Here is a 23,867-nt window from a genome sequence, read left to right as displayed (position 1 = left end):
TTCCCTGTCGCTCGGTCCCAAAGTGCCCCCAGTCTGGGATGAGCAACGATTGTTCAAATGCAAGCGACCATGACAAAGCCTTCGCTGCAAGGCCAAATCATTCAGAATTCGAAAGCATGCTCACGTTCGAACCCGGGTAGTGGCTTAATTGCCGCATTAAACGCCCGTCTCCCGGTTACAACCCCCCCAGCCTTGAAAAAGAGTCGCGCGACGCCGGAATTGCCCTGCCCTTCGACCGCGACCAGGCGGCCGCCTTCGGCGAGCTGATCGAGCAGCGGCACCGGCACTCTCTCGACGCTGCCGCCGATGAAGATCACGTCATAAGGTGCCTTGGCCGGGTGACCATGCGCCAGTGGGCCCTGGACAACGGTCACATTGCCGTAGCCAAGGCCGGAAAGGGTCGCGGCCGCGGTCTGCGCCAGTGCAGAATCGCTTTCGAGCGCCACGACGGACTTTGCCAACCGCGACAGGATGGCCGACGCGTAGCCGGTGCCGCAGCCGACATCGAGCGCCGAATCGGTTGGGTTGATCTCGGCCAGTTGCATCAGCTTGGCCAGCGGCGATGCTTCCATGAGGTAGCGTGCGCCGTCGGCGCTGTCGGCAATGCGGATGTCTTCGTCGATATAGGCAAGTTCGCGCTGGCGATCGCCGACGAAGAGCTCACGGGGCACGGACAGCATGGCGTCCAGCAGGGGCGCGCTGGTCACGTCGGTGGTGCGGACCTGGCCATCGACCATTTTGACGCGAAGCTCGGAGAAATCAGCGCTCATGTCCCAACCAATCCGCTTGCCGCGTCAACAACGCGGTACACTTCGACCGGAACTTCAAGCTCCAGCGCGGCTGCGCGGGAGCTCGGGTATTGGAGGCCTCGCCCGGAATCGAACCGGGGTGCAAGGATTTGCAGTCCTCTGCGTAACCACTCCGCCACGAGGCCTCGTTGCTCCCGGCGTTCCACCCGGTTCCAATAGGTTGCGGCGAAAATGGCGTCAAGCGGCCACCACGCATTCCCAGCGGTTTCCTCAGCATGATTTCGACCCTCCGCATCGAGCGTCGCGAACCTTACGGCCACGAAGCATATTAGCAGAACGTTAGGTATAGCCGGAGATCGCGAGAAACTCCACGCCGCTGCCGCCGTTGGAAGCGGAAAGGAGTGCGCGATGCGGCCGGCAAGCCCGAACAACGGAACCAACGCCTGGAACGGCTTGTCGCGATCGGCATGCGAGGCGTTGTTGCGCTACGCCATCGACTGCCTTGCAATAGAAGGCAAGCTCTCGCCGCGCGACCGCGCGCGACTTGCCTCGGCTGCCGCCATTCTCAAGGAAATCCGCGAGGATCTGGAAAAAGACACCGGCCGGAAAGCGGATTCGCGAAAATCAGAAACCCGAACAAGGGCATAACACGGGGGGCATAACACGGGGAAGGACAGTGCGGTCGATGTGGATTGGCGTTCAATCCGACCGTCGCCGCCGCTCCCACCAGACGACAAAGCGGCGGCGGTGGCGGCGCACCATGGCGAATTCGTAGGAGAGCACCAGCAACCCGATTGGAACCATCCAGAAGCCAAGAATTGGCAGGAATCCGAGAATGCCGCCGATGGTCAAAAGAATACCGATCGTGATTCTGAGGCCGCGCGATTGCGGCATGGTAAACTCGCGCCCGAAAATCGAGAGCTTTCGTGCCGGTATCCGGTTTTCGTCTGCTGCCGTCATCGCCAATAGCTGCCCGTATGGTCGCTCGAAAATACCTCTTTACGAAATCCGCAACCGCCGTTTCGGTTCCGCGCCCGTCGCCAAGACGGCTAATATGAGGGCGGACCCCGCCGATTGCGAGAAACGCCTGAGCGAAAAAGTCTCGGAAAAATACGAAATGGTTCTTTGCAAAGCCGAAAGGTGTTTGCTATAGGCTGCGCCACTTGCTCAAAGAGCCTCCGTTCCCCGGTAGCTCAGTGGTAGAGCAACCGGCTGTTAACCGGTTGGTCGCTGGTTCGAATCCGGCCCGGGGAGCCAAATATTTTCAAAGACTTACGACTTCTCTGCAATCCCCTTGAATTGCCGTGCCTGCCGTCCAGGGCAATGCCTGGGCAACATCAGGCCGATTCAGATCCTGTGATCCGCAATCAAAGTTTCAGAAGCCGAACTGTTCCTTGCGAAGCGCGTCTTCGTATTTTCTCTTCAATTCCAGAACCTTGCCGCGCACCTCATCCTCGTTGAAATGCGCTGCTTCCCATTTGTCGATCTCGGCCAGCGAATGATTGACCGAGGCAAGTTCTTCTTCCTGCCTGATCGCCGCTATCCATTCCTCCACAGCAGCCTTGTAGGCGCTCTGGAGCTGATCGAGATCTGACGTATCGACTGACATGGCACGCTCCACCGTTGCTGCCACTTTGTAGGTCACCCCAATGAACAAACGAAGACAGCCGCCAGCACCAGTGTGCGGGGGCCGGCGTCTTCCGGTTGATATTTCGGCCCTGTATAGCTGTTGCCGGCAACCGCTCGCCGGCCGCTTGCTCGTGACAAATAGCCGGGCAATGCTGCGCCTCTGGAGGAATCATGCGGAAAATCCTGGTATCGGCGCTGCTGCTTGCAACCGCGCTTTACGCAAACTGCGCTCTGGCACTCGACAGCAGCGGCACGCCTGTCGTCGTCACGCCGCTTGCATCACGCACGACCACTGCCTCCGGCCAGCCGATCACGCTGCCACAGAAGAACGTGCAGGTGCTGGTGTCGACCTACGACATCGCGGTCGGCGCAACCTTGCCGGTGCATAGGCACCCCTTCCCGCGCTACGCCTATGTCGAGGCCGGAACGCTGAAGGTCACCAATGTCGAGACCGGCAACAGCAACACCTACAAGACCGGCGATTTCATCATCGAAATGATCGGCCAGTGGCATCAGGCCACCAACATCGGTGATATCGAGGTCAAGCTCCTGGTGATCGATCAGGTCGAGGAAGGCGCCAAGAACACGGAATTGCGCCAGTAGCCACCAAGCCTATGCCCGCAACGAAGGCGGCGGGAAGGCACTGCACCTCCTGCTTTCCCGGGCTGCTGCCTGGCCCAATGGCGGTGCACCGTTCATGCTTTCCTGGCAACCGGTCCGATGCTAGGGCTTTGCGCAACCATCATGAACAGGATCGCCCCTTGACCGCAGAAACCCGCCCGCCGCTGATCGAAATCTGTGTCGAAGGCATTGATGGCCTGCTCGCCGCGCAGGCCGCCGGTGCCGACCGGGTCGAACTGTGCGCCAGCTTGATCGAAGGCGGCATCACGCCGAGCCTTGGCACGGTGCGCGCCGCGCTCGACCAGGCGACCGTGCCGTTTCACGTCATGGTGCGGCCGCGTGGCGGTGATTTTCTTTACAGCGAGTCCGAATACCGTTCGATGCTGGCCGACGTCGAAGCACTTCGCGATCTGGGCGTACCCGGCGTCGTGTTCGGCTGCCTGAACGCCGACGGAACCATCGACGAGAAGCGCATGGGCGAGTTGACGCAAGCGGCAGGGCTTTTGAATGTTACCTGCCATCGCGCTTTCGACATGACGCGCGATCCGGCCGAGGCGCTGGAAGCGCTGATCCGCTGCAAGGTCGGTCGTGTGCTGACCAGCGGCCAGCGCGACACCGCGATCGAAGGTTTGCTGTTGCTGGCGGCTCTGGTGCAGCAGGCCGGCGACCGCATCATCATCCTCGGTTGCGGCGGGCTCGATCTCGCCAACATCGCCGAGGTGCGCGGAAAGACCGGGCTGGCCGAAATGCATTTCGCGGCGCTGAAGGACGTGCCGAGCGCCATGCGCTACCGCAATGCCAAGGTCGGCATGGGCGGCTCCGATCTCGACCGCGAATACCGCAACACATTGACGGACACACCGCTGGTGGCAGCGACGATCGCGGCGGCCAAGGCATGACCTCCGGGATAGAGCGCATAGCGCCAGGCGACGAAGCAGCCATTCTGGCGCTCAACAATGAGCATGCCGCCGAACTGTCCTGGCTCGAGGCCGAGCGGCTGTCGTTCCTGCTCGGCGAGGTGTTCTATGCGCGCCGCATCGGCGATCTCGAAGCCTTCATCATGACCTTCGACCAGGAGGCGAACTACGACAGCCCGAATTTCATCTGGTTCCGCGAACGGTACGAAGGCTTCATCTATGTCGATCGAGTCGTCGTGGCGGCGCATGCAAGGGGTCGCGGCCATGCACGGCGGCTCTATCAGGACCTTTTCGAGCATGCGAAGCGCGCCGGCCACACGCTGGTCACCTGCGAGGTCAACGCCGATCCGCCCAACCCCGGCTCGGATGCCTTCCACGCCGCCCTTGGTTTCGCCGAAGTCGGTGACGCGGTGATCCATGGCGGCAAGAAAGCGGTGCGCTATTACGCCAGGCAGATCACTGCCTGACCGCTAGAAACATAAAGAAGCTCCACCTAATATAAGGGTTCCGCCAACAGGAGGAACCGCGATGCCAAGCAACGTCTTCCGCTTCGACGAAAGCTGGCACATTCCCGAAGGTACGCCCCAGCAAGTGTGGGACGTGCTCTCCGACGCCGAATTGCTGCCGCTGTGGTGGGGCGACGTCTACAAGGAGGTCGTGCCGCTCGACAAAAAGGGCAAGGCGTCGGTCGGCTCACGGGCAAGGGCACGAGCACGTGGCGCCCTGCCCTATGAATTGAACTTCATCATCGAGGCGGCTGAACTCGACCCTGGCCGGTTGGTCGTCGTGAAAACCTTTGGCGATTTCGACGGAGTGTGGCGGGCGGAATTGTCGCCGTCGGGCGCCGGCACCCATGTTCAGCTGACCTGGCAGGTCACGGTCGAGAGGCCGATCCTAAGATTTCTCGCACCGCTGCTGTGGCCGGCCTTCGCTTGGAACCATCGCTGGACAACACCGCGCGGCGAAGCCGGCCTGCGGCGCTATCTCAGGCTCGGAACAACAGTGCCACGGCGCGATGAGGCCTGAATCACCAGTTGCGGTTGAGCCATTCACGCGCCGGGCGCTCGATGAGGTAGTAGCTGCAGAACGCGCAGGCAAAGACCCCGGCCAGCATCGGCCATGGGTTGCTGCCTTGCTCGTAGACGAATTTGTAGAACGGCTGCTGCCATAGGTAGAGCGAATACGACCACAGGCCCAATGTCGCCATCGGCCAGGACGACAGCAGACCGGAAAAAACCGGAGTGCTGAAATCGAGCGCGTTGACGGCCAGCGCCAGCAGCGGCACCGCCAGGAGATAGTGGATCGGCGTCGGCACCGGGTCCATAAACAGCAGCACCGCGCCAGCCGCCGCTGCCAGGGCGACATAGGGCCCCTTCAGCACCGCCGGCAGTTTGCCTTCGGCCTTGAGCAGGCAGATCGAAGCCGACAGCAGGATCGAGGCGATGTGCACATCGGTGCGCCAGTAAGTGGCCTCATAGTCCAGCTTGAACACCCAGTACGAAATCGCGCCGTTGGCCATGGCGAGCAAGGCCAGCGCCACCAGCAACGGGATGATGCGGTTGCGGCTGGTCACGGTGGCGCTGATCAGCGCCAGGATCACATAGGCATGCTCCTCGACGCAGAGCGACCAGATATGGTCCAGCGCCCCGGCACGGGTGACCAGGATTCCGGCGTAGTTGTAGGTGAAGGTCAGCGCCGTCAGCGCCGCCTTCCATTTGAAGGCGATGAAGGTGCCGGATAGCGCGACCATGGCGATGACGACGAAGACCAGAAGTGCTGGATAGATGCGCGAGAAACGGCGTTTGAAGAATTTCTTCAGCGGATAGCGTTCGATGAACAGGATCTCGCCCATCAGCCGGCCGCTGAGCACGAAGAAGAATTCGACGCCAAGCACGCCGAGATTGATTCCGGGAACCGGAAAAAAGTGCCCGATCAGCACCAGGGCGATCGACAGACCGCGCCAGCCATCGAGATAGGCCAGTCTTGTCCTGGCCGGTCTTTCAGCGACGGACCGGGACGGAACCATATGGGTCGCGGAAATTTCGGACATGCCGATCCCTTCGCATTGGCATGCGAAAGGGCACGGCGATACGCATCCGAACCCGGCTCGCATTCCCGCCCCAGTCCATACTGCAGTGCAATATAAATTTGTGCAAGTGCGAGATTACTGCCAAGGCAGTTCCTTGGGCAGCAAGCCGCCGGATTTGCTTCAAGCAAACGGATGGTGCGCTGACGCAATTCTGGGCAGTACAGGCCGCCGCATGCGAAAAAGGGGCCACGATGGCCCCTTTCCTTGTCGATAACTGCTCGTCGCGTCAGGCGTTGGCTGCCGCGACGGCACGCTTGGCCATGACCGCGATCAAATTGGCGCGGTAGTCGGCGGAAGCGTGGATGTCGCTCATCAGGTTCTTCGCCGGCACCTTGACGCCGGCCAGTGACGCAGCGTCAAAATTCTTTGCCAGTGCTGCTTCGATTTCTTGGGAGCGGAAGACACCGTCGTCGCCGGCGCCGGTTACGGCAACGCTGACACCGTCCTTGCCCTTGGCCACGAACACGCCGACGATCGCGTAGCGCGAGGCCGGATTGCGGAATTTCTCGTAAGCCGCCTTTGCCGGCGCGGTGAAGGTAACCGCCGTGACGATCTCGCCATCCTTCAATGCCGTTTCGAACAGGCCCTTGAAGAATTTGTCGGCCGGTATCTCGCGCTTGTTGGTGACGATGGTGGCACCGAGCGCCAGCAGTGCGGCCGGATAGTCCGCCGCCGGATCGTTGTTGGCGATCGAGCCGCCGATCGTGCCCTTGTGACGCACCGCCGGATCGCCGATCAGCGATGCCAGATGGGCAACCGCCGGACAGGCCTTACGCAGCTTCTCGTCATTGGCGACATCGAAATGCGTGGTGGCAGCGCCGATGGTGACCGTCTTGCCCGACACTTTTATCCCCTGCAAATCCCTTATGCGTGACAGATCGACAAGGTCGGAGGGTGCCGCCAACCGCGTCTTCATGGCTGGGATCAAGGTCATGCCGCCGGAGAGCAGCTTGGCGTCGCCACTCTTCACGAGCTTGGCGGCGTCAGCGACCGAGGCGGCGCGGTGATAGTTGACCGAGTACATGGTTGTTCCTCCTCAGTGCTTCGTCGCGGCGCGGATCGCTGCCCACACGGTGGACGGCGAAGCAGGCATGGCGAGTTCATTGCTGCCGATGGCATCGGTGATGGCGTTGATCACCGCCGGCGGCGAGCCGATGGCACCCGCCTCGCCGCAGCCCTTGATCCCCAACGGATTGCCCGGGCATGGCGTGTTCGAAGTCGAGACCTTGAATGACGGCAGATCGCCGGCGCGCGGCATTGTGTAGTCCATGTAGCTGGCCGTCAGCAGCTGTCCGCCGGCGTCATAGTGAGCCCCTTCCAGCAGCGCCTGGCCGATGCCTTGGGCAATACCGCCATGCACCTGGCCCTCGACGATCATCGGGTTGATAATGTTGCCGAAATCATCGGCGGCCACGAACTGTATGATCTCCGTCGTGCCGGTCTCCGGATCGACCTCGACCTCGCAGATGTAGCAGCCCGCCGGAAAGGTGAAGTTCGACGGGTCGTAGAACGCCGTCTCCTTCAAGCCGGGTTCCATGCCGCCCGGCAGATTGTGAGCAGTGTAGGCGGCAAGCGCCATCTGGAACCACGGCACATTCTTGTCTGTGCCGGCGACCTTCAGCGCACCATTCTCGATGATGATGTCGCCCTCATCGGCCTCGAGCAGGTGGGCGGCGATCTTCTTGGCCTTGGCCTCGACCTTGTCGAGCGCCTTGACGATGGCCGACATGCCGACCGCGCCCGAGCGCGAACCATAGGTGCCCATGCCCATCTGCACCTTGTCGGTATCGCCATGGACGATCGAAACCGAATCGATCGGTACGCCAAAGCGCTCGTTGACCAGTTGCGCGAACGTTGTCTCGTGGCCCTGGCCATGGCTGTGCGAGCCGGTCAGCACCTCGATCGTGCCAACGGCGTTGACGCGCACCTCCGCCGATTCCCACAGGCCGACACCGGCGCCAAGGCTGCCTACCGCCGCCGAGGGCGCGATGCCGCAGGCCTCGATGTAGCAGCTCATGCCGATGCCGCGCAGCAGTCCCTTTTTGGCGGCGGCTGCCTTGCGCTTGGCAAAGCCGGCGTAGTCCGAAGCCTTCATGGCCGCATCGAGCGAAGCCGCATAGTCACCGGCGTCGTAGCACATGATGACCGGCGTCTGGTGCGGAAACGAGGTGACGAAGTTCTTGCGTCGTAAATCCGCCGGCGAAACGCCGAACTGGCGTGCGGCAGTCTCCATCAGGCGTTCCATGACGAACGTCGCTTCCGGCCGCCCTGCCCCGCGATAGGCATCGACGGGTGCGGTGTTGGTGTAGATCGCCTTCACATTGGCGTGGATCGCCGGGATGTTGTACTGGCCCGACAGCAGCGTCGCGTAGAGATAGGTCGGTGTTGCCGACGAGAACAGCGACATGTAGGCGCCGAGATTGGCCTGCGTCTCGACCTTGAGACCAAGGATCTTGTGATCCTTATCGAAGGCCATTTCGGCATGGGTGTGATGGTCGCGGCCATGCGCGTCGGTGAGGAAGCTTTCAGTGCGGTCGGCCACCCATTTCACCGGAACGCCGGTCTTCTTCGAGGCCCACAGGCAGACCAGCTCTTCCGGGTAGATATAGATCTTCGAGCCGAAGCCGCCGCCGACATCCGGCGCGATGACGCGCAACTTGTTTTCCGGCGCGACATTGTAGAAGGCGCTCATCACGAGCCGCGCGACATGCGGGTTCTGCGACGTCGTCCAGCAGGTGTAGTGGTCCTCGGCCTTGTCGTAATGGCCAAGTGCGGCGCGCGGCTCCATGGCATTGGGAACCAACCGGTTGTTGATGATGTCCATCTTGACGACATGGGCTGCCTTCTTGAAGGCGGCGGCGGTGTCGTCGGCATTGCCGATGTCCCAGTCGAAGATCAGGTTGTTTTCGGCCTCCGGATGGATCTGCGGCGCGCCCTTGTCCATGGCCTTCGAGGCATCGACGACAGCCTTCAGTTCCTTGTAGGTGATCTCGACCGCCTCGGCCGCGTCGCGGGCCTGGCCCTTGGTCTCGGCGACCACGATGACCACCGCGTCGCCGACATAGCGGACCTTGTCGAAAGCGAGCGGCGACCACGCCCCCATCTTCATCGGCGAACCGTCCTTGGAATGGATCATCCAGCCGCAGATCAAATTGCCGATGCCGTCGGCCTTGAGCTCCTTGCCGGTCAGCACGCCGATGACGCCGGGCATGGCTTGCGCCTTCTTCACGTCGATCTTCTTGATCTGCGCATGCGCGTGCGGGCTGCGCACGAAGGCCGCATGCTTCATGCCGGGAACCACCATGTCGTCGACATAGCGGCCGGCGCCGGTGATGAACCTTTTGTCTTCTTTGCGCGCGACCCGAGCGCCAACACCTTCAATACCCATAGAAATTCCTCCCGAGATTGTAGGGGAGTAGGTGGGTAGGGCAGTACCGCAGAGGGAAAGATTGGCTCCGGTTCCCTGCTGCCCTACTGCCTTACTGCCCTACTGCCTCGTTCACGCTGCTTGTTTCGCCTTGCTCTTCGACACCTTCGCCATCGTCTTCGATGCGGCGAGGATCGCCTTGACGATGTTGTGGTAGCCGGTGCAGCGGCAGATGTTGCCCTCCAGCTCGGCGCGCACCGTGGCCTCGTCGAGGCCTTCGGGATGGCGGTTGATCATGTCGGTCGCCGTCATGATCATGCCTGGCGTGCAGAAGCCGCATTGCAGGCCGTGATGTTCCTTGAAGGCTGCCTGCACTGCATGCAGGTCGGCACCGTTGGCGAGGCCTTCGATCGTCACAATGGTCGACCCGGAGGCCTGTGCAGCGAGCATGGTGCAGGACTTCACCGCTTTGCCGTCGACATGGACGACGCAGGCCCCGCATTGCGAGGTGTCGCAACCGACATGCGTGCCTGTCAGGCCGAGATTCTCGCGCAGGAAATGAACCAGAAGCGTTCGATCCTCGGCGGCGCCGCTGATTCGCCTTCCGTTCACAACAAACGAAATATCAGACATGAATCCTCCCTGGGTATCAACCTTGGTCGTCACGCTGCCAACGCGCCGCTGGCACTTCGGCCATGCGTTATTCGTACACTGCATAACGGGCAAAAAACAGCGCGCCGAAAACGCTGAACCTTGTACTTTCGGTCATGGCCAAGCCCAAAGTTGCATTGCCAGTCGACCCATTGCCAAAGCACGGATTGGGGGCAACAATGCCGACCGACGCTGGCGCGCCCGACGCGCACAAAAATGCGTCGGAGGAATTTCGGAGAACGCCGCTGGCCAGTTCACGGACACGCTACGCATGCGGCTTGTCGGCGCTGACCACGGACGAGCCCGACCCGGATGTTTTCGCACGCGCGGTGGCCATCGAGGCCGCCGCAATCAACGCCGGCTTTGCCCTCGTCTTCTTTTCCCAGAGCCTTGTCGAGGCCGGGGCCCTGTCGCGGGCACTCATGGCCCACGCGCCAGGACTCCATCATGCCGGCTGTTCCACCGCCGGCGAGATCACGCCGCAAGGGCTCGAGGAAGGCCATATGCTGGCGATGCTGCTTCCCTCGGTCGCATTTACCGCGGTCAGCACCATGGTCGACAATTTGTCCTCGTCGGGCATGGACAGGATCACGGGCGAGGTCGAGGCCTTGCGGCGCACGCTGCGCGGCCGGGTTGACGTGGAGCAGACCAGCAACACCTTCGCGCTCTGCTTCATCGACGGGCTGTCCTATGCCGAGGAAGCGGTCAGCTCCGCCATCCATTGGGGGCTCGACGACATACCGCTGCTCGGCGGCTCGGCCGGCGACGATCTGAAATTCGAGACGACGCGCCTGATCTCCAACGGCAGGGTCACCTCGGATAGTGCCATCATCGTGCTGATATCAACGGAAATTCCGTTCCACGTCTTCAAGACCGACAATTTCGTTCCCACCGACGAAAAGCTGGTGGTGACGGCGTCCGACGCCGATCACCGCATCGTGCGCGAGTTCAACGCCACCAATGCGGCGGAGGAGTATGCCGCTTCCGTCGGCATCATGCCGCAGACCCTGACGCCGTTGAGCTTCGCCTCGCATCCGGTGGTGGTGAAGGTGGGCGGCGAATATTACTGCCGCTCGATCCAGAGGATGCATCCGGACGGCTCGCTGTCGTTCTTCTGCGCCATCGATGACGGTGTCGTGCTGTCGATCGCCCAGCCCAAGGACATGGTCGAATCGACACGCGCGGCCCTGCGCGAAGTCGAGGAGAGGCTGGGCGGGATCGACATGATCCTCGGCTTCGACTGCGTGCTGCGCCGGCTCGATGCGCGCAACCGGCAGGTCTTTCGCGACATTTCGGAGCTCTACCGGGTCAACAAGGTCATCGGCTTTGGCACCTATGGCGAACAGTACCGGTCGATGCATTTGAACCAGACCTTCACCGGCATTGCCTTCGGCGAACGGCAAGCAGCGGAATGACAAGATGCCGCTCAAGGACATAAACGACCTCGAAAAGCTGAAGAAGATCAACGCCGCCCTGGTCAGCCGCGTCGAGCGCTCGATGGACCAGCAAGGCAATGCCTTTTCGCTGTTCCAGACCGCGATCTCGCTGGAAAACCGCGTGCGTACGCGCACGGAAGAGCTGCACTCGACGCTGCGCCGGCTGGAACAATCCAACATCGATCTCAGCGCCGCCAAGGAAAATGCCGAGCTGGCGAACCTCTCCAAGACGAGGTTCCTCGCCGCCGCCAGCCATGACGTGCTGCAGCCGCTGAACGCGGCCCACCTGTCCGTGTCGGCACTCGCCGAGGTCCAGACCAGCGACGAAGGCCGGAAGCTGGTGCGCCAGGTCGAACGCTCGCTGGAAACGATGGAGGACCTGCTGCGCACCTTGCTCGACATCTCCAAGCTCGACGCCGGCGTGGTGCAGCCCGATATCGGTGATGTCAGCCTGGAGGCGCTGTTCTCGTCGCTGCGCTCTGATTTCCAGCCGGTCGCGGAAATGAAAGGCCTGTCGTTGAAGTTCCGGCCGGTCGGTGCCGTCGTCCGTTCCGACCGCACGCTGCTGCGCCGCATCCTGCAGAACATCCTCTCCAACGCGCTGGGCTATACACGTTCGGGCGGCGTCCTGGTCGGCACGCGCCATCGCGGCGACACGATCCGCATCGATGTCGCCGATACCGGCTGCGGCATTCCCGAGGACCAGCGCGAGGCGGTGTTCGAGGAATTCCATCGCGGCACCTCACCGGCCGGTTCGGAACGTGACGGCAACGGTCTCGGGCTCGGGCTTGCCATCGTGCGCCGCATGGCCGGCGCGCTCGGCCATCCCGTGACCTTCTCGTCGAAGGTCGGGCGCGGTACGATCTTCCACATCGATGTCCCCGTCGGAATCGGCGCGCCCGCCGACGCCATCGCCAGCGCCACCAGCCTGGAGCGGTCGCGCGGCTACGGCCTGTTCGGCACCAAGGTGCTGCTGGTCGAGAACGACATCGAGGTGCTGGAGGCCATGACCTTCCTGCTCGAGCGCTGGCAGTGCCTGGTGCGGTCCGCGACCTCGACCGACGATGCAATGGACCTGCTCGGCGACACCGACTGGGTGCCCGACATCGTCATTGCCGACCAGCATCTCGACGGCGGCGATCTCGGCACCGCCACCATATCGGAAGTCCGCGACTACCTCGGCCGCGCCGTGCCGGCGCTGATCGTCACCGCCGACAGTTCCGAGGAAGTCGCCAAGGCAGCCCGCGCCGGCGGCATCGAACTGATGCGCAAGCCGCTGAAGCCGGCGCAGCTAAGGGCGCTGCTGGCGCATCTGCTGGCTTAGGGGCTTACCCTGCCCTTGATGGGGAGGGTCGGCGCGGCGCGCGGGGGTGGGGTGCAGCGCTAAGCTCCCCCACCCCGCTCCGCTTCGCAGATCGACCCTCCCCACAAGGGGGAGGGTAAAAGATTAAAACCCCGCCTGATCCCGAAACAGCTCGGCATTATCCAGCTTCGAAACCTCGATCACCGCCTGCGTGCGGCTGTACACATTGAGCTTGCGCAATATCTCCGAGACATGCGCCTTCACAGTGGTCTCGCCGACCTGCAGCTCATAGGCGATCTGTTTGTTGAGCAGGCCCTGCCGCAGCATCTGCAGCACCCGCAATTGCTGCGGCGTCAGCTTGGACAGGCGCTGGACCATGTCGGCTCGGTCGACGCTGTCGGCGTCCGCCGGCTGGCCTTCATAGGTTTCCGGCACATAGATCGCGCCGTCCATCACCGAGCGGATGGCGGCGGCCAGATCGCTCTTGCGCGCCGATTTCGGGATGAAACCGGCAGCACCATAGGACAAGGCCTCGGAAATGATCTTGGGCTCCTCATAGCCCGACACGATGACCACCGGCAGGCGCGGATAGCGGGTCCTGAGCTGCAGCAGCCCGTCGAAGCCGTGCACGTCGGGCATTGAGAGATCGAGCAGCGCAAGGTCGAACGGCTTGGCATCGGCCAGAAGTTCAAACGCCTCGGTGATCGAACGCGCCTCCACCGTGTCGACCTCCGGATAGGCCATCTGCACGGCGCTGTGCAGCGCCTCGCGAAACAGCGGATGGTCGTCGATGATCAGGAACCGGGCGCGATCGTTGGCTGCTGTCATGTGGCTCGTTCCGGTTTACCCGCCACACCATAGTCCCGTGACCATGGCCGGATTATTGCCAAATAGTATACCGCCGCCATCCGGATTCCTTGCACGATCTTTTGCTAATCGCTGCTGCGCCAAATGCGACGCTTGCCCGGCCCCCGAAATCGGTCAAAGGTGCCCGTGACCTTCCTGCAGAGACAGACCATGACCGACTTTGTTCTTCCCGCCCCGCCAACGCCTTCGGTCGCCATTGCGGGCTCCCGCGAACGTTTCGCCGTCCGTCGAATTTTTTGTGTCGGCCGCAACTATGCGGCGCATGCCCGCGAGTTCGGCAATGATGAACGCGATCCGCCCTTCTTCTTTACCAAGCCGGCCGACGCGGTCGCCGATTCCGGCAGCGAGATCCCCTACCCGCCGCTGACCGAAAACCTGCATTTCGAAATCGAACTCGTGGTGGCGATCGGTACGGCAGGTTTTCGCATTGCCCGCGACCAGGCGCTTGATCATGTCTGGGGCTATGGCGTCGGCATCGACCTCACCCGCCGCGACCTTCAGGATATTGCCAAGAAGACGGCACGGCCATGGGATTGGTCGAAGGCCTTCGACCGCTCCGCGCCCTGCGGCCCGCTCGTTCCCGCGCAGAAATCCGGGCACCCCGCGAAAGGCCGCATCTGGCTCGCCGTCGACGGCGCGGTGAAACAGGACGCCGACCTCGCTGAGCTGATCTGGCCAATCGCCGACATCGTCTCGATCTGCAGCGAGGGCGTCGAATTGCAGGCCGGCGACCTGATCTTCACCGGCACGCCGGCCGGTGTCGGCGCGGTCAAACCGGGCGAGACGATGACCGGCGGTGTCGACGGCATCGGCACGATTGAAGTGACGATCGGCCAGCCCCGGTTATGAGCGACATGCCATGAACGACATCGTCCTGCACAATTACTATCGCTCCTCCACCTCCTATCGGGTTCGGATCGCTCTGGAGATGAAGGGGCTGAGCTATGACTACGTCCCGCATCATCTGCGCCATGGCGAGCACCTGGAACCATCCTATCTCGCGGTCAATCCGCAAGGGCTGGTGCCGGCATTGGTGCTCGACGGCGGCACGCTTCTGACGCAGTCGCTGGCGATCATCGAATATCTCGACGAGATCCAGCCCAAACCGCCCTTGCTGCCCAGGGATGCACTCGGCCGGGCGCGTGTGAGGATGCTGGCGCAGATGATCGCCTGCGACATCCACCCGGTGAACAATCTGCGTGTGCTGACCTCGCTGCGCACCCTGTTCGGCGCCGGCGACCAGGACGTCATCAACTGGTTCCGCCACTGGGTGAACGAAGGTTTTCAGCCGCTTGAAAAGATCCTGGCTTCCTCGCCGCAGACCGGAACGTTCTGCCACGGCGAGGCACCGGGTCTCGCCGATATCTGCCTGGCAGCACAGATCACCAGCAACGCCCGCTTCGGCGTCGACCTCGCGCCCTACCCGACGATCACGCGCATCAACGCCGCCTGCATGGCGCTGCCGGCCTTCCAGAAAGCCGCGCCGCAGAACCAGATCGATGCCGAGTAAGCTCATTGGTCCACGTAGCATCAGCATCCAGAGCAGCATGTCTGGCGGAATCGATTTCCGCTTGACCAGCCAAGGAATCGGCTATCGTTTCCGGCAATGCGTGCCGTCTAAAGGGTGGAGTGACCAATGAAAGCCGTCGTCTTCGAAAAGTTCGGCGAAGCGCCGACGATCCAGACCGTCCCCGATCCGAAGCCGGCTGCCGATGGCGTCGTCATCAAGGTCGAGGCGACGGGGCTGTGCCGTAGCGACTGGCATGGCTGGATGGGCCATGATGACGGCATCACGCTGCCGCATGTTCCTGGCCATGAACTGGCCGGCATCGTGGTTGCAGCCGGCAAGCAGGTCACCCGCTGGAAAGCCGGCGACCGCGTGACAGTGCCGTTCGCCGTCGGCTGCGGCCGCTGCTTCGAATGCACCTCGGGCAACCATCAGGTCTGCGAGCACCAGACGCAGCCGGGCTTCACCGGCTGGGGCTCGTTCGCCGAATATGTCGGCATCGAGCATGCCGACACCAACCTCGTGCGCTTGCCTGATGAGATGGAATACGCCACCGCCGCCAGCCTCGGCTGCCGTTTCGTCACCTCGTTTCGCGCCATCGTTGACCAGGGCCGGGTCAAGCCGGGCGAATGGGTGGCGGTACATGGCTGCGGCGGTGTCGGCCTGTCGGCCATCATGATCGCCAGCTCGATGGGCGCCAATGTCATCGCCATCGACCTCACCGTCGAGAAACTGGAGTTTGCCAAAAAGATCGGCGCCGTCGCCACCATCAATGCATCGACGACGCCCAATGTGGTCAAGGCGGTCAAGCAGATCACCAATGGCGGCGCGCATATGTCGATGGACGCGCTCGGCCACCCGACCACCTCGTTCAACTCGATTGCCAATCTGCGCCGGCGTGGCCGCCATGTGCAGGTCGGGCTGATGCTGGGCGAGCACGCCCGCCCGCAGGTGCCGATGGACAAGGTCATCGCCTTCGAGCTCGAAATCCTCGGCAGCCACGGCATGCAGGCCTACCGCTACCAGGCGATGATGGACATGATCCGAAACGGCAAGCTGAAGCCCGAACTGCTGGTCGGCAAGAAGATCAGCCTCGACGAAGCGCCCGCGGCCTTGATGGCGATGGGTGGTTTTGAGGGGATTGGTATTGGGGTCGTAACGAAGTTCTAGGCGCGGCAGTCCCTCCCGAACTACCGCGCGAACTTCTTCGCCCCGAACACACACGTCACCACACCCAGCGTAACGACCACCATCATGGGGCTGACCTGCTCATGCAGCAGTGTCGCCGCCAGCGCCAGACCGAAGAAGGGCTGCAGCAACTGCAACTGGCCAACGGCAGCGATCCCGCCTTGCGCCAGGCCACGGTACCAGAACACGAAGCCGATCAGCATGCTGAACAGCGAGACGTAGGCGAGCCCGATCCAGGCGTGGGAGCCGACGGCGGCAAAGGATGGCGGCAGGGTCGCAAAAGTCAGCACCAGCATGATCGGCAGCGACAGCGTCAGCGCCCAGCAAATCACTTGCCAGCCGCCGAGCTTGCGCGACAGCGCGGCGCCCTCGGCGTAGCCCAGGCCGCAGACGACGATGGCGGCGAGCATCAGGCTGTCGCCAACCGGCGAGGCCGTCACCCCTTGCATCAGCGCGAAGCCCGCGACCAGCGCGCTGCCTATGCAGGAAAACAGCCAGAACGCCGGTCGCGGACGCTCACCGCCGCGCAGCACGCCGAAGATCGCGGTTGCCAGCGGCAGCAGGCCGACGAAGATGATCGAGTGAGCCGAGGTGACGTGCTTGAGCGCAAGCGCTGTGAGCAAGGGGAAACCGACCACCACGCCAAGTGCGACGATCACCAGTGACACCAGGTCCCCGCGCTGCGGTCGCTTCTGGCGAAACAAAAGCAGCATCGCCAACCCAAGCAGTCCGGCAATCGCGGCGCGGGCCGACGTCACGAATGTCGGATCGAAATCCATCACGGCCACGCGTGTCGCCGGCAGCGAGCCTGAGAAGATCAGCACGCCGATAAATCCGTTCAGCCAGCCGCTCGCGGTCTTGTCCATCCCAGGTTCCCTATCTTTCGTCCTGTATCGGGCAGATGCCATGGCGCAGCCAGAGACAATGGGGTACAATTCAGGGAAACTGTAATGGCCTGATGAGCAGTACGGATGACGGACTTCGCTTTGAAAAAGGACGATGCGCGGCCCCTGGGCGCCGCCACCCTCGTCGAAAGCGTCATGGCGACCATCCGCCAGCGGATCGCCGCACGCAGCCTGACACCGGGAGCCCGACTGCCTTCGATCCGCGCCTTCGCCCAATCCATGCAGGTGTCCAAATCGACGGTGGTCGAAGCCTATGAGCGGCTCGCCGCCGAGGGCACGATCCGTTCCCGGCCGGGTTCGGGTTTCTATGCCGCCGGCACGCTGGCGCCGTTGTCGCTGGCTGAGATCGGTCCCCGGCTCGACCGCGCCGTCGATCCGCTCTGGGTCTCGCGGCAGTCGCTGGACGCCGGCGACGAGACCCTGAAACCCGGCTGCGGCTGGCTGCCGGCGTCCTGGATGCCGCAGGCCGGCTTACGTCGCTCACTGCGCACGGTCGCCCGCGCCGACGATGTCGCGCTTGCCGATTACGGCACGCCGCTTGGCCTGCCGGCGCTGCGGCAATTGCTGGCGCGGCGTATGGCTGGGCATGGCATCGAAGCCTCCCCCGAACAGATCATGCTGACGGAATCGGGCACCCAGGCCATCGACCTCCTATGCCGGTTCCTGATCGAGCCCGGCGACACCGTGCTGGTCGACGACCCCTGCTATTTCAATTTCCACGCTTTGCTGCGCGCCCACCGCGCCAAGGTCGTCAGTGTGCCCTATACGCCGTCGGGGCCTGATATCGAGCTGTTCGCGCAAGCGCTGGCCGAGCACCGGCCGCGCCTCTACATCACCAACTCGGCCATCCACAACCCGACCGGCGCGATCCTCTCGCCGGTGACCGCGCACCGTTTGCTCAAGCTCGCCGACCAGTCGGACCTGACCATTGTCGAGGACGATATCTTCGCCGATTTCGAGCACACCCCTGCCCCAAGGCTGGCGGCGTTCGATGGTCTCAGCCGCGTCGTCCAGATCGGCAGCTTCTCCAAGACGCTGTCGGCGTCGGTGCGCTGCGGTTTCATCGCCGCGCCCCGCGACTGGATCGAGGGCCTGACCGACCTCAAGATCGCCACCACCTTCGGCGGCGGACGGCTGGCGGCCGAGCTGGTGCTGACGCTGCTGAAGGACGGCAGTTACCGCAAGCACATGGATTTGCTGCGCGCGAGGCTCGCGCGCGCCATGGTCGAGACCAGCACCCGGCTGAAAGCAATCGGCATCACGCCCTGGATCGACCAGCCGGCCGGCCTGTTCCTGTGGTGCGGCCTGCCGGATGGCATCGACGCAGCCGAAGTCGCACGCCGGGCTCTTACCGACAATGTCGTGCTGGCGCCCGGCAATGCGTTCAGCCTGTCGCAATCTGCCAGCCGCTTCCTGCGCTTCAACGTCGCCCAGTGCGAAGACGCGCGAATTTTCAAGGTAGTCGAGGCGGCAATGGCGCCTTGATCTCAGCGGCTCGCACAGACCTCCCGCACGCAGTCGCGCAGCCAGCGTTGCGCCGGGTCGGCATCGAGGCGCGGATGCCAGAGCATCGAGATGGTGACTTCCACTGTGGCGACCGGCAGCGGAAAACTGTGCATGCCTGCGCGCGCACCGGCCGTATGCCGCTCGGGCACGCTGGCGACCAAGTCCGAGGCGCGCGCCATGGCGAGCGCGGCCGAGAAACCCGAGACCATGCACACGACCGTCCGCTGCAAGCCAAGTCCGCTCAAGGCCTCATCGATCGGCCCTCTCTCGCGACCACGCCGCGAAACACTGATATGCCGGCCCGCCGCGTAGCGCTCGGGCGTCACCGTGCCTTCGCTTAAGGGATGGCGCGCTCCAACGGCACCGATGAAACGGTCGCGAAACAGCGCCTGGATGCGCACTTCGGGCCCGGTTTCGCCGGCCACGCCGATCTCCAGGTCGATCGCCGCTTCGCGCAGCGACATTACATCCTTGTCGGACTTCGGCGCGAAACGCAGCCGCACCCCTGGTGCATCGGCCCCGATGCGGGCGACGAGGCGAGGCCCGAATTCCTCGACGAAGCCTTCGTTGGTGCGCAGCGTGAAGACCCTGTCCAGGCCTGAGAGATCAAGCAGCTCAGCAGGGCGCAGCAGCACCTCCGCGTCCTGAACGGCGCGGCCGACTTGCCGCCGCAATTCCTCAGCGCGTGGCGTCGCCACCAGGCCGCGCCCGGCGCGGACCAGCAGGGGATCGCCCGTTGCCTCGCGCAGCCGCGCCAGCGTCCGGCTCATCGCCGAAGGGCTGAGCCGCAGACGGCGCGCGGCGCGTGCCACACTGCCTTCCGCCAGCAACGCGTCGAGGGCGAAAAGCAGATTGAGATCGGGCGATGTCATCCGCGGATCATAACATGATGTGGCGTCTGATGCACTGATATGATGCAAATGCTGCGCCTTTCGCCACACCAAGCGCAGGATTAGATCTCCGAGAGCTCCGTTACGGGCCAACGAAAAGGAGATCGCCATGACAGTCGCCGAGCAAAATCTGGATGGGCTGGTGTCAGCCCCGCAACAGAACCGATCGGTCGGCTGGGCGCTGGCAAGCCTGTCGCTCGCCACGCTGCTGTCGTCGCTCGGAACCAGCATAGCCAGCGTCGGGCTGCCGTCGCTGATGCAGGCGTTCGGGGCGTCGTTCCAGGCTGTGCAATGGGTGGTTCTGGCCTATCTCCTTGCCATCACCACGCTGATCGTCAGCGCCGGGCGGCTAGCCGACATGTTCGGGCGCCGGCCGTTGCTGCTCGGCGGCATAGCGCTCTTCACCTCGGCATCGGTGCTCTGTGGCCTCGCGCCGACGCTATGGCTGCTGATCGCCGTGCGTGCCGTGCAAGGGCTTGGCGCGGCGTTGATGATGGCGCTGACGCTGGCCTTTGTCGCCGAAACGGTAAGCAAAGAGCGGACCGGGAGCGCCATGGGCCTGCTCGGCGCCATGTCGGCGATCGGCACGACACTCGGCCCATCACTCGGCGGCCTGCTGATCGCCGGCCTCGGCTGGCGGGCGATCTTCCTGGTCAATGTCCCGCTCGGCCTCCTGACCTTCGCCCTCGCCTGGTATGCCTTGCCCGCTCGCAGCAAGGCGGCACAGGCCGCTCAAGGCAAGTTCGACGCGATGGGCACTGGCCTGCTGGCGCTGACGCTGGCGGCCTATGCACTGGCCATGACGCTTGGCCGAGGCAATTTCGGCGCGCTCAACGTCAGCCTGCTGGCCGCGACCGGCACAGGCGTTGTTCTCTTCGCCGCCACGCAGGCGAGAGTGAAAAACCCTTTGGTTCATCTCGCCAGCTTCCGGGATCCACGGCTCAGCGCCAGTCTGGCCATGAACCTCATCGTCGCCACGGTGATGATGGCGACCCTGGTGGTTGCCCCGTTCTATTTGTCGCGAGGGCTGGGACTCGATGCCGCGATGGTTGGCTTGGTGCTTTCGACCGGGCCGCTCGTCTCGGCCCTGTCGGCGCTGCTGGCCGGACGACTTGCCGATCGCTTCGGAGCCAACAGGATAATGGTCGCCGGCCTCACCAGCCTTGCAACAGGCACATTCCTGCTCTCGCTGGCCATGACAAGCCTCGGCATTGCCAGCTATGTCGTTCCGATAGCCGTCACCTGCTTCGGCTATGGATTGTTCCAGACGTCCAACAATGCGGCCGTCATGAGCGGTGTAGGTGCCGGCGAGCGCGGCGTCATATCGGGCCTGCTCAACCTGTCGCGCAATCTCGGCCTCATCACCGGCGCATCCTTGATGGGGGCGGTATTCGCGATCGCATCAGGTGAAGGGCATCAAGGCTTTGGCCAGCAGCTTCTGAGTTCCGCGGACACCGCCCACGGGATGCAGACCACTTTTCAGACGGCAACAGCACTGGCGCTTACTGCACTGGTCCTCGCGCTACGCTCAGCACGCGCCGTGAGCAGAGGCCGATGATCAAAACAACCGTCGCGAAATTCCTTGCGACTGCCGGGAAACGGAACGCCCGCTTAGGCCCCTGCCCGTTTGCGGCGCTCATAAAGCATGACCAGCGTTTCCGCCACGAGCGCCGGCTTTTCCTCGCCTTCGATCTCGACTGTGTTGGCCGCTTTCATCAGATATTGGCCAGGCCCCCTGACCTCCATGGAAAGCAGGACCGTGCGCAGCCGGATGCGCGCGCCGACCTTGACTGGCGCCAGGAAACGCACCTTGTCGAAGCCATAGTTGAAGGCGGCCTGCGTGTTTTCCGGCACGATCCCCATGCCGAGCGCCAGCGCGCCGATGATCGACAGCGTCAGGTACCCATGCGCGATCGTCGTGCGAAACGGGCTTTGCCGCCGCGCCCGTTCGGGATCGACGTGGATCCATTGATGGTCGCCAGTGCACTCGGCGAACTGGTTGATACGGTCCTGGTCGACCGTGGTCCACTCCGAGACGCCAAGCTCCTGCCCGGACATCGTCCCCAACTGCTCGTAGGTCGGCGGCGTTTTAGGCCGTACTTCAGTCATTCCTGCTTTCCCGATACTTGCAGCGCCTCCGGACCACGAACGCACGGCCCCTGTCAATTCGCCTTGCTAGAATCCGTTCCGCCGAATTCCGGCCGAATCGTGCCATGCCGCCTATCGCGTGGCGCGGATGCAACTATGCTGGGGTAACGAGTATCGGCCAAATTGTGTGGGGGAATGCGGGACAACGGGCCACGCAGACCTATCTCTTCTCGTAGCCGGCGCGGACTTCCTCCATCGCGTCCTTGATCCGCGCGCGCAGGATATCAATCGATTCGGTGCCGGATTTCCGTGCCAGTTCAGCCACTTCACCGGCATTTTTAAGTGCGGCCTCGAAGGATTTCCTGGCGAACTCCGTCTGCTTGGTCAGGAGTTCTTGCGGATTGCCGGGCGCCCGGTAGCTCTGCGCCACTTCGGCAACCTCGCGCAGCGTGTCCTGCAGCATTTCGCGTTGCCTTGATAACAGCGAGGTTGCGCCAGTGGCACTGGCTCGCGCCGCCTTCTCCAGCGCTTCGAGGTTCTTGCGATGATGGGCGAGGATTGCCTCGACATCGACATTGGGCACCTTCAGGTCGCGGCCAAACTTGCCGAACATGTCCATGAAGGAATCGGATTCCGGTTGTTTTGCCATGGTGTCTTCTCCCCTGTCGCCGCGGATGCGGGTGCCCTCATGGCGAGGATAGCACTCGGGTGGCGTATGTCCATTTCGAACCTGGCGATCGATCCGCATCAATTGACCGGGAGCAGCAGCTCGACCGTATAGAGCACGATACCCGCCAGCCCGCCGATGATCATGCCGTTGAAGCGGATGTATTGCAGGTCCCTGCCGATGTTCATCTCGATCAGCCGGGTCAGTTGCGCAAGGTCCCAGCGCTTGACCTGATCGGCGATGAACTTCGACACCCCGCTCTTCTGGCTCTCGACGAAGGAGGCCAGCGCCAAGACGAATCCCCCGTTCATGTCGGCCCTGATCTGCGGATCGCCGGCGAGATGGCGGCCGACCTCGACGAACATGTTGGCAAGATGCGTGCGGATGATCGACTCGGGTGCCTTGGCGTCCTGCTCTATAAACTGCCTAAGGCTCGCCCACATGTCGCCGGCCAGCGCCCTGACTTCGGGCCTGGCCAGAAAATCGTGCTTCAGCTTCTCGGCGCGCTTGGCATATTGCTTCGATGTCCTGAGCTTTTCGATGAAGGCCAGGGCGAAACTGTCGAACTCGGCACGCATCGGGTGGTCGGGATCGGCCCGCACCTCGTCAAGCAGAGAACCGGCCGAGGCGACGATCTTCTTCAGGAGATAGGCGTCGGCTCGAAACAGGTTGAACAGCGACGGCAGCTCCTCGCGGATTTTTTCGCGCATTGTCGCCAGCGCCTGCTCGTCGTTGAGAAACCGGCCGATCACCTTGATGAACTCGTCGAACAGTTTCTGGTGACGGCGGTCATCGGTGAGCGCCGACAACAGTTCCGCGGCCAGCGGCGCCAATGGCACCTTTTCGACCTGCTCCAGCATGCGGCTCGTGACGAAACCGCGCAGGCCGGATTGTTCGACCGCGGCCAGTGTCTGCGGCACCAGCCGCACGACGAAGCGCGACAGGCCGGCGGCGCGTTCGGCATCAGTCAGCCAATCCGCGACGAGCGCCGCAAAATCGACCTCGGCCAGTTTTTCCCGCACCGGCTCCGGTGCCAGGAAATTGGCCTCGATGAAACGGCCGAGATTGTCGGCGATGCGGTTCTGGTTTTCCGGGATGATGGCGGTGTGCGGGATCGGCAGGCCAAGCGGCCGCCTGAACAGCGCAACCACCGCGTACCAGTCGGCAAGGCCGCCAATGGTCGCCGCCTCGGCGAAGGCAGCAACGAACCCCAGCCATGGATGGGACTTCTCGAACGACTTGGCCAAGGCGAACACCAGCACGCAAAGCGCCAGCGCGGCCATGGCGATGACTTTGGTGCGGCGCAGCGCCGAGAGCTTGGCGGCCGCATCGGCATCGAAACGGACAGGCGCCAGGTACGGAGCCGATTGGGACATGGATGAGCCGCTCCTCGCCAATCTCTGGTCGACCTCTGGTCGATCTCTGATCGATCCCCGATCGATGCCTGGCCGATCTCTGGGTCGATCTCGGACCTATCTAGTGTTCCG

General features: G+C 63.2%; 25 protein-coding genes and 2 tRNA genes. 13 read left to right on the top strand and 14 right to left on the bottom strand.

Annotated elements, in window-relative coordinates:
- Window positions 1-101 precede the first annotated feature (101 nt).
- Together ACZYHG_RS20735 and ACZYHG_RS20730 are read right to left on the bottom strand one after the other, a co-directional pair.
- Window positions 102-770 (bottom strand): protein-L-isoaspartate O-methyltransferase family protein, encoded by a 669-nt coding sequence (locus ACZYHG_RS20735; RefSeq protein ID WP_464610158.1) that lies wholly within the window; start codon window positions 768-770, stop codon window positions 102-104.
- 90 nt (window positions 771-860) lie between these two features.
- Window positions 861-934, bottom strand: a tRNA-Cys gene (locus ACZYHG_RS20730).
- Window positions 935-1,157: 223 nt separating this feature from the next.
- Here ACZYHG_RS20730 and ACZYHG_RS20725 point away from each other — a divergent pair.
- The gene (locus ACZYHG_RS20725) at window positions 1,158-1,397 is read left to right on the top strand and encodes a hypothetical protein (protein WP_464610157.1); all 240 of its coding nucleotides are present in this window, start codon (window positions 1,158-1,160) and stop codon (window positions 1,395-1,397) included.
- 51 nt (window positions 1,398-1,448) lie between these two features.
- On the opposite strand, the gene ACZYHG_RS20720 is transcribed toward ACZYHG_RS20725, so the two are convergent.
- Window positions 1,449-1,709, bottom strand: a complete 261-nt coding sequence (locus ACZYHG_RS20720; RefSeq protein ID WP_464610156.1) for a hypothetical protein — start codon at window positions 1,707-1,709, stop codon at window positions 1,449-1,451.
- A gap of 222 nt (window positions 1,710-1,931) precedes the next feature.
- Here ACZYHG_RS20720 and ACZYHG_RS20715 point away from each other — a divergent pair.
- Window positions 1,932-2,006: transfer RNA gene (locus ACZYHG_RS20715), tRNA-Asn, on the top strand.
- A gap of 118 nt (window positions 2,007-2,124) precedes the next feature.
- Here ACZYHG_RS20715 and ACZYHG_RS20710 read toward each other — a convergent pair.
- Window positions 2,125-2,358, bottom strand: coding sequence for a hypothetical protein (locus ACZYHG_RS20710; protein WP_464610155.1), 234 nt, complete (start codon window positions 2,356-2,358; stop codon window positions 2,125-2,127).
- A gap of 191 nt (window positions 2,359-2,549) precedes the next feature.
- Here ACZYHG_RS20710 and ACZYHG_RS20705 point away from each other — a divergent pair, with 191 nt between their 5' ends.
- From ACZYHG_RS20705 to ACZYHG_RS20690, 4 genes are all read left to right on the top strand, one after another.
- The gene (locus ACZYHG_RS20705; protein WP_464610154.1) at window positions 2,550-2,981 is read left to right on the top strand and encodes a cupin domain-containing protein; all 432 of its coding nucleotides are present in this window, start codon (window positions 2,550-2,552) and stop codon (window positions 2,979-2,981) included.
- 158 nt (window positions 2,982-3,139) lie between these two features.
- Window positions 3,140-3,898: a copper homeostasis protein CutC gene (locus ACZYHG_RS20700; protein ID WP_464610153.1), complete on the top strand. Its 759-nt coding sequence runs from the start codon at window positions 3,140-3,142 to the stop codon at window positions 3,896-3,898.
- On the top strand, window positions 3,895-4,383 hold the full coding sequence (locus ACZYHG_RS20695; RefSeq protein WP_464610152.1) for a GNAT family N-acetyltransferase: 489 nt from the start codon (window positions 3,895-3,897) through the stop codon (window positions 4,381-4,383). The genes ACZYHG_RS20700 and ACZYHG_RS20695 overlap by 4 nt, the downstream gene beginning before the upstream one ends.
- A gap of 61 nt (window positions 4,384-4,444) precedes the next feature.
- Complete coding sequence (locus ACZYHG_RS20690; protein ID WP_464610151.1) at window positions 4,445-4,942, top strand: SRPBCC family protein; 498 nt, start codon at window positions 4,445-4,447, stop codon at window positions 4,940-4,942.
- A gap of 1 nt (window position 4,943) precedes the next feature.
- Here ACZYHG_RS20690 and ACZYHG_RS20685 read toward each other — a convergent pair whose 3' ends face one another.
- The 4 genes from ACZYHG_RS20685 to ACZYHG_RS20670 form a co-directional block, all read right to left on the bottom strand.
- Complete coding sequence (locus ACZYHG_RS20685; protein ID WP_464610150.1) at window positions 4,944-5,966, bottom strand: acyltransferase family protein; 1,023 nt, start codon at window positions 5,964-5,966, stop codon at window positions 4,944-4,946.
- A gap of 265 nt (window positions 5,967-6,231) precedes the next feature.
- Entirely contained in the window at window positions 6,232-7,029 is a 798-nt protein-coding gene (locus tag ACZYHG_RS20680) for an FAD binding domain-containing protein (RefSeq protein WP_464610149.1), read from the bottom strand.
- 12 nt (window positions 7,030-7,041) lie between these two features.
- On the bottom strand, window positions 7,042-9,393 hold the full coding sequence (locus ACZYHG_RS20675) for a xanthine dehydrogenase family protein molybdopterin-binding subunit (protein WP_464610148.1): 2,352 nt from the start codon (window positions 9,391-9,393) through the stop codon (window positions 7,042-7,044).
- Between the two features lie 111 nt (window positions 9,394-9,504).
- Complete coding sequence (locus tag ACZYHG_RS20670; RefSeq protein ID WP_464610147.1) at window positions 9,505-10,005, bottom strand: (2Fe-2S)-binding protein; 501 nt, start codon at window positions 10,003-10,005, stop codon at window positions 9,505-9,507.
- Window positions 10,006-10,202: 197 nt separating this feature from the next.
- On the opposite strand from ACZYHG_RS20670, the gene ACZYHG_RS20665 reads away from it, so the two are divergent.
- Together ACZYHG_RS20665 and ACZYHG_RS20660 are read left to right on the top strand one after the other, a co-directional pair.
- The gene (locus tag ACZYHG_RS20665) at window positions 10,203-11,438 is read left to right on the top strand and encodes an FIST N-terminal domain-containing protein (RefSeq protein ID WP_464610146.1); all 1,236 of its coding nucleotides are present in this window, start codon (window positions 10,203-10,205) and stop codon (window positions 11,436-11,438) included.
- A 4-nt stretch (window positions 11,439-11,442) separates the two neighbouring features.
- A complete protein-coding gene (locus ACZYHG_RS20660) occupies window positions 11,443-12,783 on the top strand; it encodes a hybrid sensor histidine kinase/response regulator (RefSeq protein ID WP_464610145.1) in 1,341 nt (446 codons plus the stop codon).
- A 123-nt stretch (window positions 12,784-12,906) separates the two neighbouring features.
- Here ACZYHG_RS20660 and ACZYHG_RS20655 read toward each other — a convergent pair whose 3' ends face one another.
- Entirely contained in the window at window positions 12,907-13,590 is a 684-nt protein-coding gene (locus tag ACZYHG_RS20655; RefSeq protein WP_027029384.1) for a response regulator, read from the bottom strand.
- A gap of 189 nt (window positions 13,591-13,779) precedes the next feature.
- Between ACZYHG_RS20655 and ACZYHG_RS20650 the strand changes: the two genes are divergently transcribed.
- The 3 genes from ACZYHG_RS20650 (at window position 13,780) to ACZYHG_RS20640 (ending at window position 16,306) form a co-directional block, all read left to right on the top strand.
- Complete coding sequence (locus tag ACZYHG_RS20650; protein ID WP_464610144.1) at window positions 13,780-14,478, top strand: fumarylacetoacetate hydrolase family protein; 699 nt, start codon at window positions 13,780-13,782, stop codon at window positions 14,476-14,478.
- A gap of 10 nt (window positions 14,479-14,488) precedes the next feature.
- Entirely contained in the window at window positions 14,489-15,139 is a 651-nt protein-coding gene (gene maiA / locus ACZYHG_RS20645; RefSeq protein WP_464610143.1) for a maleylacetoacetate isomerase, read from the top strand.
- A 126-nt stretch (window positions 15,140-15,265) separates the two neighbouring features.
- Entirely contained in the window at window positions 15,266-16,306 is a 1,041-nt protein-coding gene (locus tag ACZYHG_RS20640) for a zinc-dependent alcohol dehydrogenase family protein (protein WP_464610142.1), read from the top strand.
- 20 nt (window positions 16,307-16,326) lie between these two features.
- Here the strand turns inward: ACZYHG_RS20640 and ACZYHG_RS20635 are convergent, their stop codons facing one another.
- Window positions 16,327-17,190 carry a DMT family transporter gene (locus ACZYHG_RS20635; RefSeq protein ID WP_464610141.1) on the bottom strand — a complete coding sequence of 288 codons (864 nt, stop codon included), beginning with the start codon at window positions 17,188-17,190 and terminating at the stop codon, window positions 16,327-16,329.
- A 105-nt stretch (window positions 17,191-17,295) separates the two neighbouring features.
- Between ACZYHG_RS20635 and ACZYHG_RS20630 the strand changes: the two genes are divergently transcribed.
- Entirely contained in the window at window positions 17,296-18,714 is a 1,419-nt protein-coding gene (locus ACZYHG_RS20630; RefSeq protein ID WP_464610140.1) for an aminotransferase-like domain-containing protein, read from the top strand.
- A 2-nt stretch (window positions 18,715-18,716) separates the two neighbouring features.
- On the opposite strand, the gene ACZYHG_RS20625 is transcribed toward ACZYHG_RS20630, so the two are convergent.
- Entirely contained in the window at window positions 18,717-19,607 is an 891-nt protein-coding gene (locus ACZYHG_RS20625) for a LysR family transcriptional regulator (RefSeq protein WP_464610139.1), read from the bottom strand.
- A gap of 127 nt (window positions 19,608-19,734) precedes the next feature.
- Here ACZYHG_RS20625 and ACZYHG_RS20620 point away from each other — a divergent pair, with 127 nt between their 5' ends.
- A complete protein-coding gene (locus tag ACZYHG_RS20620) occupies window positions 19,735-21,183 on the top strand; it encodes an MFS transporter (protein WP_464610138.1) in 1,449 nt (482 codons plus the stop codon).
- 53 nt (window positions 21,184-21,236) lie between these two features.
- Here the strand turns inward: ACZYHG_RS20620 and ACZYHG_RS20615 are convergent, their stop codons facing one another.
- From ACZYHG_RS20615 to ACZYHG_RS20605, 3 genes are all read right to left on the bottom strand, one after another.
- On the bottom strand, window positions 21,237-21,734 hold the full coding sequence (locus ACZYHG_RS20615; RefSeq protein ID WP_027029393.1) for a MaoC family dehydratase: 498 nt from the start codon (window positions 21,732-21,734) through the stop codon (window positions 21,237-21,239).
- A 199-nt stretch (window positions 21,735-21,933) separates the two neighbouring features.
- Window positions 21,934-22,362: a phasin family protein gene (locus ACZYHG_RS20610; RefSeq protein WP_464610137.1), complete on the bottom strand. Its 429-nt coding sequence runs from the start codon at window positions 22,360-22,362 to the stop codon at window positions 21,934-21,936.
- A 98-nt stretch (window positions 22,363-22,460) separates the two neighbouring features.
- On the bottom strand, window positions 22,461-23,756 hold the full coding sequence (locus ACZYHG_RS20605) for a DUF445 domain-containing protein (RefSeq protein ID WP_464610136.1): 1,296 nt from the start codon (window positions 23,754-23,756) through the stop codon (window positions 22,461-22,463).
- Window positions 23,757-23,867 lie beyond the last annotated feature (111 nt).

Source organism: Mesorhizobium subarcticum, assembly GCF_055456085.1.
The sequence above is the reverse complement of the archived record's forward strand: the minus strand, read 5'-3'. Positions and strand labels throughout refer to the sequence as shown.

Coding starts and splice junctions, on each gene's coding strand:
- ACZYHG_RS20675 (WP_464610148.1), bottom strand. CDS start 9,393: ATGGGTATTGAAGGTGTTGGCGCTCGGGTCGCGCGCAAAGAAGACAAA.
- ACZYHG_RS20625 (WP_464610139.1), bottom strand. CDS start 19,607: ATGACATCGCCCGATCTCAATCTGCTTTTCGCCCTCGACGCGTTGCTG.
- ACZYHG_RS20680 (WP_464610149.1), bottom strand. CDS start 7,029: ATGTACTCGGTCAACTATCACCGCGCCGCCTCGGTCGCTGACGCCGCC.
- ACZYHG_RS20615 (WP_027029393.1), bottom strand. CDS start 21,734: ATGACTGAAGTACGGCCTAAAACGCCGCCGACCTACGAGCAGTTGGGG.
- ACZYHG_RS20695 (WP_464610152.1), top strand. CDS start 3,895: ATGACCTCCGGGATAGAGCGCATAGCGCCAGGCGACGAAGCAGCCATT.
- ACZYHG_RS20710 (WP_464610155.1), bottom strand. CDS start 2,358: ATGTCAGTCGATACGTCAGATCTCGATCAGCTCCAGAGCGCCTACAAG.
- ACZYHG_RS20605 (WP_464610136.1), bottom strand. CDS start 23,756: ATGTCCCAATCGGCTCCGTACCTGGCGCCTGTCCGTTTCGATGCCGAT.
- ACZYHG_RS20735 (WP_464610158.1), bottom strand. CDS start 770: ATGAGCGCTGATTTCTCCGAGCTTCGCGTCAAAATGGTCGATGGCCAG.
- ACZYHG_RS20640 (WP_464610142.1), top strand. CDS start 15,266: ATGAAAGCCGTCGTCTTCGAAAAGTTCGGCGAAGCGCCGACGATCCAG.
- ACZYHG_RS20660 (WP_464610145.1), top strand. CDS start 11,443: ATGCCGCTCAAGGACATAAACGACCTCGAAAAGCTGAAGAAGATCAAC.
- ACZYHG_RS20650 (WP_464610144.1), top strand. CDS start 13,780: ATGACCGACTTTGTTCTTCCCGCCCCGCCAACGCCTTCGGTCGCCATT.
- ACZYHG_RS20620 (WP_464610138.1), top strand. CDS start 19,735: ATGACAGTCGCCGAGCAAAATCTGGATGGGCTGGTGTCAGCCCCGCAA.
- ACZYHG_RS20720 (WP_464610156.1), bottom strand. CDS start 1,709: ATGACGGCAGCAGACGAAAACCGGATACCGGCACGAAAGCTCTCGATT.
- ACZYHG_RS20685 (WP_464610150.1), bottom strand. CDS start 5,966: ATGTCCGAAATTTCCGCGACCCATATGGTTCCGTCCCGGTCCGTCGCT.
- ACZYHG_RS20705 (WP_464610154.1), top strand. CDS start 2,550: ATGCGGAAAATCCTGGTATCGGCGCTGCTGCTTGCAACCGCGCTTTAC.
- ACZYHG_RS20610 (WP_464610137.1), bottom strand. CDS start 22,362: ATGGCAAAACAACCGGAATCCGATTCCTTCATGGACATGTTCGGCAAG.
- ACZYHG_RS20665 (WP_464610146.1), top strand. CDS start 10,203: ATGCCGACCGACGCTGGCGCGCCCGACGCGCACAAAAATGCGTCGGAG.
- ACZYHG_RS20655 (WP_027029384.1), bottom strand. CDS start 13,590: ATGACAGCAGCCAACGATCGCGCCCGGTTCCTGATCATCGACGACCAT.
- ACZYHG_RS20725 (WP_464610157.1), top strand. CDS start 1,158: ATGCGGCCGGCAAGCCCGAACAACGGAACCAACGCCTGGAACGGCTTG.
- ACZYHG_RS20630 (WP_464610140.1), top strand. CDS start 17,296: ATGACGGACTTCGCTTTGAAAAAGGACGATGCGCGGCCCCTGGGCGCC.
- maiA (WP_464610143.1), top strand. CDS start 14,489: ATGAACGACATCGTCCTGCACAATTACTATCGCTCCTCCACCTCCTAT.
- ACZYHG_RS20690 (WP_464610151.1), top strand. CDS start 4,445: ATGCCAAGCAACGTCTTCCGCTTCGACGAAAGCTGGCACATTCCCGAA.
- ACZYHG_RS20670 (WP_464610147.1), bottom strand. CDS start 10,005: ATGTCTGATATTTCGTTTGTTGTGAACGGAAGGCGAATCAGCGGCGCC.
- ACZYHG_RS20635 (WP_464610141.1), bottom strand. CDS start 17,190: ATGGACAAGACCGCGAGCGGCTGGCTGAACGGATTTATCGGCGTGCTG.